Origin of the sequence: Acetobacterium fimetarium (assembly GCF_014284475.1) — a bacterium.
GTDB classification, from domain to species: domain Bacteria; phylum Bacillota; class Clostridia; order Eubacteriales; family Eubacteriaceae; genus Acetobacterium; species Acetobacterium fimetarium.
This window is the reverse complement of sequence record NZ_WJBC01000016.1, coordinates 1-13,318: the sequence shown is the minus strand read 5'-3', so window position 1 is coordinate 13,318 and position 13,318 is coordinate 1. Positions and strand designations below refer to the sequence as shown.

The following is a 13,318-nucleotide window of genomic DNA, read 5'->3' as shown; positions in this document are numbered from 1 at the left end:
ATCGTTTGGTCATCTGGATCCAGTGGATTCCAGGATTCTTTTTCTGTATCTCAGCCAAATTTTCTGGTCAGTTCAATAGGATTTTTCTTAATCTGAACATCCGTTTTACGAATAACATTCTTTTTTAAATTTGTTTAGTGTATAATAGAAAGAAAGAATATTTAAAACATCGTCAATTAGGAGAAACCAAACATAAATGAGTCGTAAAAAAGAAGTAAAAAGAGAAATAAAACAAAATAAAACGTATTGTATAAAGACCTTCGGATGTCAGATGAATGAAAATGACTCCGAGAAGCTGGCCGGCATGTTGAAGGCTTTGGGCTATACGGAAGAAGACGACGTCGAAAAAACGGGGCTGGTCATTCTCAACACCTGCAGCGTCCGCGAAAACGCTGATGAGCGCGTTTTCGGCAATATCGGCGCCTTTAAGACCGTCAAAAAAACGAACCCGGATTTGATCCTGGCGGTGTGTGGCTGCATGATGCAGCAGCCTGAAATTGTCAACCAGATTACCCGAACATATCCGCAGGTTGATCTAGTTTTCGGCACCCATAATATTCACCAGTTTCCGGAATTGCTGCACAATTATCTGACGAACGGGAAACGCCTAATCGAAGTCTGGGAGGATTCCGATACCATTGTGGAAGATCTCCCGATGGACCGCCGCTATCCTTTCAAGGCCTTTGTGACCATCATGAACGGCTGCAACAATTTCTGCACCTACTGCATCGTACCCTATACCAGGGGGCGAGAAGTCAGCCGTGAGCCGGATCGGATTTTCGATGAGGTCAAAGCGCTGGCCGATGATGGCTGTGTCGAAGTGACGCTACTGGGGCAGAATGTGAATTCCTATGGCAACGATCTGGGGGAAGATGTCAACTTTGCCAGTCTGCTCAGACAGCTGAACACGATTGAAAAAATCAAGCGCATCCGCTTCATGACTTCCCATCCGAAAGACCTAACGGATGAGGTGATTGATGCTATCGCGGACTGCGAAAAAGTATGCAACTATATCCACCTGCCGATCCAGTCCGGCAGCACCCGCATCCTGAAAAAGATGAACCGTAAATACACCCAGGAGAACATCATTGAACGGGTCAAGAAGATCAAAGAGCGGATTCCCGGTGTTGCCATTACCACCGATCTGATTCTGGGATTCCCCGGCGAGACGGAAGCGGATTTTCAGGAGACGCTGAAGGTCATCAAGGCCTGCGAATTTGACTCGGCGTTTACCTTTCTCTATTCCATCCGCACCGGCACACCGGCAGCAACCATGGACGACCAGATACCGGAGGACGTCAAGCACGATCGGATCAACCGTTGCCTGGAAGTGCTTCATCAGATCAGCCACGACATCAATCAGGGCTATCAGGATCAGATCGTGGAAGTGCTGGCTGAAGAACCCAGCCGCAACAATCCTAAACGGCTGACCGGAAGAACCAGGACCGGAAAGCTGGTAAATTTTTCCGGCGATGCGTCAAATATCGGGAAACAGCTGCTGGTAAAAATCACGGCGGCGAAAACATTCAGTCTGGACGGCGAAATAATCGAACAGGAGGCGACCCATGGCACAATTGACCCCCATGATGACTCAATACCTGCAAATTCATGAGGAGGTACCCGACGCCCTCCTTTTCTTTCGCCTCGGAGACTTCTATGAAATGTTTTTTGATGATGCGCTGAAAGCTTCCCGCGAGCTCGAAATTGCCCTGACCGGGCGGGACTGCGGCCTGGAAGAACGCGCCCCGATGTGCGGGGTGCCTTACCACGCTGCCCAGAACTACATCACACGGCTGGTGGAAAAAGGCTACAAGGTCGCCATCTGCGAACAGATGGAGGATCCGAAAGACGCCAAGGGGATTGTCAAGCGGGAAATCATCCGCGTCATTTCACCGGGCACGATTTCGGAAGGTAAACTGCTGGAGTCAAAAAAGAACAACTATCTGATGACCCTGTATCTGGAAAACGACGGGCTGGGTGTGGCCAGTCTTGATGTGTCAACCGGCGATTTTTTTGTCACCGAAATCAAAGGCAAAACGAAAGAACAGTGGCTGTCGCAATTGTCAGATGAACTGGGCCGGCTGCTGCCGGCGGAAGTCATTTTAAACCCGGCCCTGTTTAAAGACCCCCAGGCATTGGGATTGATCGAAAACCGCTTTGGAATTCTTGCCAGCCTCTATCCTGAAAAATATTTCAACATCAAGAACGGCAGCAAGCGATTGCTTGAACAGTTTGATGTCTATGCGCTCGGCGCGCTGGATCTGGAAAGACGGGATCATGCGATTGCAGCTGCTGGCGCGCTGCTCGGCTATCTTGACGAAACCCAAAAACGCGTGCTGACGCATATCAAGACCGTTCGGTACTATAACAGCCGCGACTACATGGTCCTGGATTTGTCAACCCGGCGCAATCTGGAACTGACCCAAACCCTGCGGACTCTGGAAAAGCGCGGCAGCCTGCTCGGCGTTCTGGACAAAACCGTTACCGCCATGGGCGGACGCACCCTGCGCCGCTGGGTGGAAGCACCGCTGCTCAACAGCGCTGCGATTCTCGAACGACAGGGCTGTGTCACGGCTTTTTACGACAACTCATCGCGTCTGCCTGAATTCAAGGCCATGCTCACCAAAGTCTATGATCTTGAACGGCTCTGCGGCAAGCTTTCCTTCGGGAGCATCAATCCGAAAGACCTGCTGGCACTCAAACAGTCTCTGGGTGCGCTGCCCCTGATCAGTGGTTTTCTCGATTCCTTCGACTCCGAAAAGCTCATGTATCTTTTCGATAAAGAAGATCTGATCACCGATGTCTGGGAACTGATCGAACGCGCCATCGATGACGAGGCCCCGATGGTTCTCAAAGACGGTCATGTGATTAAAACCGGTTATCATCCGGAGATCGACGAATTCCGGGAGGCCACTGAAAAGGGGCAGGACTGGATTCGGGATCTGGAATGCCGCGAACGCGAAAAAACCGGAATAAAAAATCTGAAAGTGAAATACAACCGTGTTTTCGGGTATTTTATTGAGGTAACCAGAAGCAATTTCTCCCAGGTGCCGGAAGAGTATATCCGCAAACAGACGCTGGCAAACGCGGAGCGTTACTTCACGCCGGAACTCAAGGACATGGAAAACAAAATCCTCGGTGCCCAGGAAGGCCTGCTCCGCTGTGAAACCCAGGTCTTTCAGGAAATCAGAGACGATCTTCTGACCCAGATCCCGCGGATTCAGAAAAAAGCCAAAGAAGTGGCCCAGCTGGATGCGATCTATTCGCTGGCGACCGTGGCCCTGCACAATCACTTTGTCTGTCCGGAAATCTCCGATGATAAAGCGATCGTCATCACAAACGGGCGGCATCCGGTCGTGGAGGAGATGATCGGGTTTGATCATTTCATCGGGAATGACTGCACTCTGGACAACGATGAACAGCGGATGCTGCTGATCACCGGACCGAACATGGCGGGGAAATCGACTTTCATCCGGCAGGTGGCGATCATCACCCTGATGGCGCAGATTGGTTCCTTCGTTCCTGCTGAAGCCGCCAACATCGGGGTGGTGGATCGGATCTTCACGCGGGTTGGGGCCAGCGATGACCTGGCCAGCGGCCAGAGCACCTTTATGGTGGAAATGACCGAGGTGGCTAATATCCTCAAAAACGCCACCGAAAAAAGTCTGGTCATCCTCGACGAAATCGGCCGCGGAACCTCGACCTTCGACGGCATCAGCATCGCCTGGGCCGTGGTGGAACACCTCCACAATCAGCAGACCATCGGCGCGAAGACGCTGTTTGCGACTCACTACCATGAGCTGACCGAGCTGGAATCGCTCAAACCCGGCATCAAGAATTTCAGCATCCGCCTGAAGGATACGCCCGACGGCGTCATCTTTCTGCGAAAGATCATCCCCGGTCCGGCCGATCAGAGCTACGGTATTGAAGTCGCCAAGCTCGCCGGTTTCCCGGCTGGCGTCACGAGACGGGCCCGGGAAATCCTCGGGCATCTGGAATCCGGCGAAGATACCTACCGGCAGGAACTGCTGGTGACCGAGCCGCCGATGCTCAGCGGGGAAAAGGGTAACCAGCTGAATTTCTTTGAGATTGCCCAGGGCATGACTAAAGAGGAAGAAGAAGCATTGGGAACCATCCGTGATTTGAAAATTGAAGAAATGACGCCGATGGAAGTCATGAATGTGGTTTATCAATTGCGGGAAAAAATATAAGGTGATAGGAATAACAATGAAAACCAAAGAATTAAAACGAATCGTAAAACGATTGATGCGCGAGCGGCTCTACCAGCAGATGACATTCGACGAATTGGCGGCTGTCATCGGTCTTGAAAAAAAGAAAGACCGGCAGATGCTGTCCCATGTCATCAAGGAGCTAGAAATAAAGCTCGTTTCCGATAAAGACAAAAAACAGATTCAAAAAGATGAAGTCAGAAAAGATCGCGGCAAGGACAGCAAAAAAGAAAGCGGGGAAACACTTGTTGTCGGGATTCTCCGAGGCAATCAGCGCGGCTTTGGTTTTGTCATTCCCGACTATGCCATTTTTTCGGAGGATATCTATATTCACGAGAAGCGTCTGCACGGTGCCCTGGATATGGACAAGGTGGCAGTGCGGCTGATCTCCGAACCCGGCGATAAACGCCCGGAAGGGGAAGTCGTCGACGTCATCGAGCGGGGCCATAAAAAGATTGTCGGCCGGTATGAAAAAGGCAAAGGCTTTGGCTTCGTCATTCCGGACAACGACCGCATCTGCAAGGATATCTTTATTCCCGAACGACGCGATCACGATGCGCGAACCGACGACAAGGTCGTCACTGAAATTCTGATCTGGCCGGAAACCGGCAAAAGCCCCGAGGGCGAAATTGTGGAGATCCTCGGAAAACAGGATGAAGCGGGCATCGACATCCTCTCGGTGCTGAAGGAATACGATATTCCGATGGATTTCTCGCTAGAGGTTGAAAAAGAAGCAGAGCAGTTGTCGGACAGCATCGATGACGACGAAATTGTGCGGCGCGAGGATCTCCGAGGCGAGACCATTTTCACCATCGATGGCGATGATGCCAAAGATTTTGACGACGCCGTTTCCATTTCCAGGAAAGACAACGGCAACTACTTACTGGGCGTGCACATCGCGGATGTCAGCCATTACATCCTGTCCGGCAGCGCCATTGACGAATCCGCCATGGAACGCGGCACCAGCGTCTATGTGGTGGATCGCGTGGTACCGATGCTGCCTTTCAAACTGTCCAACAATGTCTGTAGTCTTGTGCCTGACAAAGACCGTCTGACCTTCAGTTGCGCAATGGAAATCGATAAAAACGGACAAGTTCTGAATTACAGCATTTTCAAATCGGTCATCCGCTCAAAATGCCGAATGACCTACCGGCTGGTGGAGGATCTCCTTTTGGGTGAGACCAATCGGCTGGAGCCGTTCCGGAACGAACTACTGATGATGGACGAACTGCATGAGATTCTGCGGGTCAAGCGTCGGATCAGCCGCGGCGCCATCAACTTTGATTTTCCGGAAGCTAAAATCATTCTCGATCAGAGCGGTTTTCCGGAAAATATCATTGTCGACGAGCGGCTCAAGTCCAACCGGATCATCGAGGAATTCATGCTGATCTGCAACGAAACCATCGCTGAGCACAACTCGAAAATCAGTCTGCCCTTTATTTTCAGAAACCATCCCGACCCGCTGCCGGAGAAGATCACCGCGTTTCGGACCTTCATCAACCGTTACGGCTTCAAGCTCGGAACCAACGATGACGAAATGCCCACCGGCAAGGATTTCCAGCAGCTGGTAGCAGATATCGATGGGAAGAATGAGGAACGCGTCATCACCCTGCTGATGCTGCGCACCATGCAGCAGGCCGTCTATGAAGGCGAGAATCATGGCCACTACGCGCTGGGCGCTGAATTTTACACCCATTTCACCTCGCCGATCCGACGTTATCCCGATCTTTTTGTTCACCGCTACCTGGCGAAATCGCTCCAGGATAAAATCGGGAAAAAGATGGCATCCTATGTCGAAAGAAACATCGCTGCGATTGCCGAACATGCCTCGGAAACTGAGCGCCGGGCCGAGAACATCGAACGGGAAATCACCAAGCTCAAGATGACCGAATACATGACAAAGCATCTCGGGGAAGTGTTTGAAGGCCGGATCAGCGGCGTCACTTCATTCGGGATGTTCGTGGAGCTTCCGAATACCATCGAAGGTCTGATTAAACTTCAGGACCTGCGCGATGACTACTACATTTACGACCCGGAAATGCACCAACATATCGGGGAGCATACCAGAAAAATCTATCGACTGGGACAGGACATCCAAGTGCAGGCTGTCAAAGCTGATATCAATCTGCGCCAGATTGATTTTGAAATCGTGAATGAGAAACTGTGATCAAATGATGTATTTTTGGGTGACGGAGCGGCTAAGGATCTGTTGAAGTTAATTTAACTGATCCTTAAGCGATTTGACTAAAGTTGACAGAAGTGATAGAATGAGATGCTAGATAAGAAACAGAGGAGTAACGTATGGGAGAAGGCATTAAAATTATTGCCAAAAACAGAAAAGCACGTCATGATTTTCTCATTGAGGATACTTATGAAGTGGGCATCGTCCTTTCCGGTACCGAAGTCAAGTCGATAAGACAGGGCAAGGTCAGCCTGAAGGAAAGTTTTGCCGATATCTACAACGGCGAAATTTATGTCTATCAAATGCACATCGATCCTTATGAACAGGGCAATATTTATAATAAGGATCCCTTGCGGACGCGAAAACTCCTGATGCATAAAAAGCAGATCCAAAAACTGATCGGCTTGAAGCAGCGGGAAGGTTACACTCTGATTCCACTCTCACTCTATTTTAAGGATAGCAAGGTTAAAATGGAACTGGCTCTGGCCAAAGGCAAGAAGCTTTATGACAAGCGTCATGCCATTGCCGAGCGGGATTCCAACCGACGCATTCAAAAAAGCATGAGACATGAGGGTTAGCTGATACTTATGGGGGCGCACTGGTTTCGACGGGGGTTTTGAAGCTTGAGTAGCGAGTCGATGTTGCTGATCATCGTAAAAAGCGGCGCATAAATATAAACGCAAAAACAGACAAAAGTTACGGAATGGCTTTAGCTGCGTAATAACGCACTAAAGTAATTTTAACACTTTCGCGGTAAAATATTGCCGCACGCCTCCCGGTTCAACCTGTGGTTTCGGGTTCAGGCGTTCATTGAAGCAGGGAACCGTTTCGGGTAGTGTCTCGCACCCTTAACGATCAAGAGGCTGGTTTCTTTTCTTCTTTGTCATTGGAGGAGAAGAGAAATGAGAAAATAAACAATGAATGCACTCGGAGAAGCTCCTGTGAATGGACTTTCGGACAGGGGTTCGACTCCCCTCGCCTCCACCAAATAAAAACCCAAAAATTGATACAATAAAGGCCACCTTGTGATGAGGTGGCTTTTTTTCTGTTTGGGTATAAATGACTTTATGAAGCGGCTTTAAGGATGATTGAAAATGATGCGTTGTTAGATGTTATTGTTATTCACTCACCGATAAGATACAATAGAGTATATTTAGTGGGAAGTGCAAAAATGGCGATTAGCTAAAACACGCTCTGGAAGCTGCTCAAAGTATCGTTGGGGCACCATTGTTAAAACACTTGGATTTTATGCTGGAAGCCTGATTGAAACCAAGCCGCCACCAGATTATTGCTGTCATGTAGTTGGCGGTATGAATCATGGCATACGGATGTGAATCGTACCTTGCAGAAAAGGCTCACCTCACAATTAGTGAGATGCTGAAAAACTATATTAAACAGCCGTTTGATGGCGGCAGTCAAGTAATAAAAAAGGCAATTTAGTAGCAATTGGGCTTAGAATAGTTGGAGGAAATTAAAATGGAAACAAATCAATATGATTGGGTAAATTTTTACAAGGAGTTCTCTCATCTGCTGTTAGATTATAAAAGTAATCGACAGGAACTCATTGATAAGGTGAAAAGCAGCTATAGCGATGCCGGTATTAATCTGCCGACACTGGAGAAAGATAACCTGATTGTTGACATGGACCCGTTTACTGTATTTGGGCTGTTCAACAAGAGCTCTATGAAGGAATCAAACCGTGTAAAAATCATCTCAGCATTAGCAGAGAAGTTCGGAGTTCGAACGGACACCCCCACGTCCTTTGACAGCATTCCGGTATTAAATAATCAGAATGCTACTTTTTACTATTTTGTAGGCGAGCGGGCGGAGCATGATATTGACGAGTTATGGAATCTGTTTGAAGCAGCTTTGGCATATTCTGATAATCCTTCAAGAGAAAACCGGGAAGTTCTCTCGAAATATTTTGACCTTGCCATCAATAAAAAAGGCAATGGTAATAGCAAAATAACGATGGCTCTTTATTGGATTGCCCCTAATTCTTTCCTCAATTTGGACCAACGAAACACTTGGTACATATACGAATCAGGGAAAGTTCCGGCCGCTGTCGTCGCGTCGCTACCTGCCACTGAAACAAAAATAAAGGCTGATAAGTATTTTGACATAGTTGAGAAGCTTCGTAGCTTCCTAAGCAGCAGTGAGAGCAGTTTGAAGGATTTCAAAGAAATGTCATTTGAAGCATGGCGTTATTCGGAGGCGGTGAATCAGGAAAAGAAAACAAAAAAAACAAAAGCCTCAAATGCTGCGTTTTTAAAGTGGTTTAAACCGGTTATTCAAGCGTTGCGTGATCTTGGTGGATCAGCGACACCTCAAGTTACACGCAATAAAATCATCGAAAATGAACATCTTGCAAAGGCGGAAATAAACGAGACAAGAGGAAAAAGTAATGTAAATAAGTTTGAAAATGAAGTGGCATTTGCACGAAATTATCTTGTGTACGGAGGTTATGTAGATAATTCAACATATGGAATATGGAGGTTGACAGATGAAGGTTGGAAAGTCGATATGACAGAAAGTCTGGCCGCTGAAGTATTCAAGAAAGGCGTTAAGGCTAATCGTGATGATAAAGGTGATGGCCTTGCAGATGAAGATGTTGACACGGTTCATTACTGGATCTATTCACCGGGTGACGGTGCTATTAAGTGGGAAGATTTTTATCGGGAAAACATAATGGGTATCGGCTGGAGTGAGATTGGTGATTTAACGCAATATGCCAGCAAAGACGATATGAAGGCTGCTATGAAGGAGAAAATTGACTCATCAAAGCCTTACAAAAATGCAGCCCACGCCACTTGGCAGTTTGTCCATGATCTGAAGCCAGGCGACATAGTCTTTGTAAAGAAAGGGATGCATCAGCTTGTTGGCCGAGGTGTTGTAGCTTCGGATTATTTCTTTGATTCATCTATTGATGTTAAGTACTCCAATCTCAGAAAGATGAACTGGACTGACAACTGTTTAGAACAGCCAAAGGACCATCCTGGACAGGCAGTAATGAAAACCTTGACGGATATTACTTCGTACACAGATTATGTTGAGAAATTATGTGTCTTGTTTGATACGGATCAAAATGTAGATGACGATGAGATGCCGGAGGTTTCCTATCCTTTTTATGGCATAGTCAAGTTTCTTGATGAAGTGTATATGGATGAAGCCAGCTATAATACTCTTGTTGGCCTTATTCGAACTAAGAAAAACGTTATTCTCCAGGGCGCACCAGGCGTCGGCAAAACATACGCAGCCAAGCGTTTGGCCTACTCCATGATGGGTGTTAAAAATCAGGAACGTGTGATGATGATCCAATTCCACCAAAGTTACAGTTACGAAGATTTTATTGAAGGTTTTCGACCTTCGGCTGCTGGTGACGGATTTGAAATTAAGAAGGGCTCATTTTATAACTTCTGCAAGAAAGCAGCCGAAGACCTTGAGCATGAATACTTCTTTATTATTGATGAGATTAACAGAGGAAACCTGAGTAAAATATTTGGTGAGCTTTTTATGCTTATTGAGAACGATAAACGCGGAAATGCGCTGCAACTTCTATATTCTGATGAGAAGTTCTTTGTACCGAAGAATATCTGCATTATTGGCATGATGAACACGGCGGATAGAAGTTTAGCTATGCTTGACTACGCACTTCGCAGGCGTTTTGCTTTTTATGAAATGCAGCCAGGATTTGAATCGGATGGTTTTAGAGAATACCGTCTGGCTCTGAAGAGCCAAAAATTCGATAATCTCATCAATTGTGTTGAAAATCTGAACGGAGTCATTACAGTGGATGAATCTCTCGGTGAGGGTTTTTGTATAGGACACAGCTACTTCTGTGGGCTGGCAGAAATTACACACTCTGTGCTTTCGAATATCGTCGAGTATGAGCTCATCCCGTTATTAAAGGAATACTGGTTTGATGAACCGCAGAAAATCAAAGAGTGGGCTAACTATTTAAGGAGTGCTATTAAGTGATACCGGTACAGAATGTTTATTATATGCTGGCATACGCTTTTCAAGTGTTGAATGAGCAAGGCTATAAAAATATAGCGACAGAACAATTTAATAACGTTGCAGAGCTCTGCGCAGCCATTCTGTCAAAAGGTATTTCGGTTCAACTCAAGAGAGGGCTCGGGCGCGAATACATCCCGGAAACGGATGCTTTATCTGCAATTCGTGGAAAGATCAATGTATCTGAATCGATAAAAACGCGTACTCTGTTAAAAAAGCAGTTGGTTTGCATGTATGATGATTTCTCAGTGAATTCCTATATGAATCAGGTTATCAAAACTACTGTTGCACTTCTGCTGCGTTCGGGAATTTCAAAAGCGCGAAAAAAAGAACTTCGTAAACTGTTCATATTCTTTGACGAAGTTGAATTGCTTGACGTTCATAACATAAACTGGAGCTTTCAGTACAATCAGAATAATCAAACTTATCAGATGCTTATTTCAATCTGTTACTTGATTGTGAAAGGCTTGCTTCAAACTAATTCAGATGGAACAAAAAAGCTGATGGATTTCATTGATGAACAGCGCATGTCGCGACTTTACGAGAAATTTATACTGGAATATTTCAGGAGAGAACACCCAGAGATAACGGCAAATGCATCTCAGATACCTTGGCAGTTGGATGATAATATGAATGCCATGCTTCCGGTTATGCAGACCGATATTATGCTTACGAAAGATGAAAAGACATTGATAATCGATGCAAAATATTATGCTAATACAATGCAGATCCATTACGATGTGCAGACACTTCATTCCGGAAATCTATATCAGATATTTACTTATGTGAAGAACAAAGAAAGCCAGCTAAGTAGCCATCCGCACGAAGTATCCGGTATGTTGCTTTATGCTAGAACCGATGAAAACGTGCTGCCAAATAACACATATAGGATGAGTGGCAATAGGATAAGCGTTCGGACATTGGATTTGAATTGCACTTTTGGGCATATTACAGCCCAGCTTGACGCTGTAGCATCCGAGTATTTTGGAGTTAGTTCCTATCAATTTTAACTACACTTTTTAATTTTTTCTGCTTGAATAACTAAAAAGGTATTCAGCTTAGATACACTATCTGTAGATACTTGACCGATAATCTTAGATGTTTTTTGAAGCATATTCGTTAATAGCCCTCACTTGGGCATCTAATTGATTCGTCTCGCTGATTATCGCTGCTGTAACGGGCATATATTGCGGCTTTTTTCATGATGTGATGCTCCTTGGTTAAATAATTGGATTGATGTACGTTTCTAAAGCGGGGAGTACGTTATTTTAATACTCCGCGCTTAGTAAAAATTCTGCAATGTGCATGGTCTTTATGCCTTCATAATTGCCGCCGGCAAAAGCATCAGTACGAAGAACATATTTGGGATAGTTGTCATGTATATCTAAGAGACGACCATATTCACGCTGTTCTGTTTCAGGTGAGTTGATCTGCTGTGTCACTTGAATATACAGTTTACTTTCCTGTTTTGTCGCGATAAAATCAATCTCCATATTATCTAGCTTACCAACATACACTTCATATCCCCTGCGGCGCAGTTCAAGATAGACAATATTCTCAAGCATCGCTACCACACTATCAGAGGAATAACCTAACACGCCGTATCGAAATGCGGGATCGGCTAGATAAAATTTTTCCTGTGTTTTTAAAATCTCTTTTCCCTGCACATCATATCGTGAGCATCGATGAACAATGTAGGCGCTTTCCAACTTTGCCAGGTAACTGTAAACTGTTTCATTGTCAATGCTTCGATTCTCACTTTTCAGATATTTTGATATAGACGAAGCAGAAAACGTTCGACCGACATTGTCAAATACGAAACGGACGATGCGTTCCAACTGGTCGACTTTGCGAATTTGATTTCTTTTGACAATATCTGTAAAGATTGTAGAGTTGTAAATATCTCTAATGATGGTATATGCGTCATCTTGTGAATAACTTTGCAGATGGATGGCTGGGAAACCACCAAATTTCAAGTAATTTATAAGCTCTGAGTGATTGTCCGATACTTCGGTATAAGTTTTGCGAAAAACCAAATATTCAGCGAAGGAAAGTGGAAAAATCCGAAACGATATATATCTTCCCGTAAGGTGAGTGGATATTTCCGATGACATCATTCTTGAATTGGAACCGGTCACATAGATATCAACATCGTAATCGGTCATCAGTGAATTGACGACCTTTTCCCAGAATTTCACTTCCTGTATTTCATCTAGGAAAAGATAGGTTTTAGCTTCTGTTGAAAGATGCTGCTTGATTTCAAAAAATAAAGTTTCCGCTGTTTTTAGTTCCTCATACTCCAGCGAATCAAAGTTGTAGTGTAAAATACAACGTTCATCGATGCCGCGCTGTCTAAGTTCTTGCATCACCATTTTTAATATTGTCGATTTTCCGCAGCGACGCACACCAGTCAGTATTTTTACAAATGGTGTATTGACATACGTCATAATCTTTTCCGTGTAAAGTGGTCTTTTGATCATAATTATTATCACCTCCATATTCCGTATTATACCGCAAAACGCAGAGAAATAAAATAGTTTTTACGGTTATAACCGTAAAATAATATCTGCTATGACCTTTGAAAAATTTGTCAGGTATAATTTTGTGAATGTCTGTTTTCTGGAGAAGAATTATTTGTAAGTGCCTCAGTGTGTCCTGAAGGATTCAGGGAAGTGAAAGGAGGAAAGAAGAAAATCTGAATTCATGCTTTATAAGAGATGAGAGTAGACCTCTCGAAATCGACATTCAGGTGTGGGTTTCAAACCGCCTTTGGGTGCTGTAACCAAAAGTTATGGTGCTGAGCGCAAATGGAAAAGGCTGAATAATCAGTCAGGTATGTGCCATGAAGCTGAACGAAAGTGAAGAGACCGAAGAAGCATCGTTAATACTAAAG

The 13,318-nt window shown here is 45.4% G+C and carries 7 protein-coding genes and 1 other RNA gene; 7 read left to right on the top strand and 1 reads right to left on the bottom strand.

Annotated elements, in window-relative coordinates:
* Positions 1-226 precede the first annotated feature (226 nt).
* The 7 genes from miaB (at position 227) to mcrC (ending at position 11,435) form a co-directional block, all read left to right on the top strand.
* Positions 227-1,612, top strand: a complete 1,386-nt coding sequence (gene miaB, locus GH808_RS10810; RefSeq protein WP_338000874.1) for a tRNA (N6-isopentenyl adenosine(37)-C2)-methylthiotransferase MiaB — start codon at positions 227-229, stop codon at positions 1,610-1,612.
* Positions 1,566-4,211, top strand: coding sequence for a DNA mismatch repair protein MutS (gene mutS / locus GH808_RS10805; protein WP_186842805.1), 2,646 nt, complete (start codon positions 1,566-1,568; stop codon positions 4,209-4,211). Before miaB ends, mutS begins: the two co-directional genes overlap by 47 nt.
* A 16-nt stretch (positions 4,212-4,227) precedes the next feature.
* The gene (gene rnr, locus GH808_RS10800; protein WP_186842804.1) at positions 4,228-6,396 is read left to right on the top strand and encodes a ribonuclease R; all 2,169 of its coding nucleotides are present in this window, start codon (positions 4,228-4,230) and stop codon (positions 6,394-6,396) included.
* Between the two features lie 134 nt (positions 6,397-6,530).
* Entirely contained in the window at positions 6,531-6,989 is a 459-nt protein-coding gene (gene smpB, locus GH808_RS10795; RefSeq protein WP_186842803.1) for an SsrA-binding protein SmpB, read from the top strand.
* An 11-nt stretch (positions 6,990-7,000) separates the two neighbouring features.
* Positions 7,001-7,398: a transfer-messenger RNA gene (gene ssrA / locus GH808_RS10790) on the top strand.
* Between the two features lie 489 nt (positions 7,399-7,887).
* Positions 7,888-10,389: an AAA family ATPase gene (locus tag GH808_RS10785; protein ID WP_186842802.1), complete on the top strand. Its 2,502-nt coding sequence runs from the start codon at positions 7,888-7,890 to the stop codon at positions 10,387-10,389.
* On the top strand, positions 10,386-11,435 hold the full coding sequence (gene mcrC, locus GH808_RS10780) for a 5-methylcytosine-specific restriction endonuclease system specificity protein McrC (protein WP_186842801.1): 1,050 nt from the start codon (positions 10,386-10,388) through the stop codon (positions 11,433-11,435). Before GH808_RS10785 ends, mcrC begins: the two co-directional genes overlap by 4 nt.
* A gap of 258 nt (positions 11,436-11,693) precedes the next feature.
* On the opposite strand, the gene GH808_RS10775 is transcribed toward mcrC, so the two are convergent.
* Positions 11,694-12,905: an ATP-binding protein gene (locus tag GH808_RS10775; RefSeq protein ID WP_186842800.1), complete on the bottom strand. Its 1,212-nt coding sequence runs from the start codon at positions 12,903-12,905 to the stop codon at positions 11,694-11,696.
* Positions 12,906-13,318: the final 413 nt, after the last annotated feature.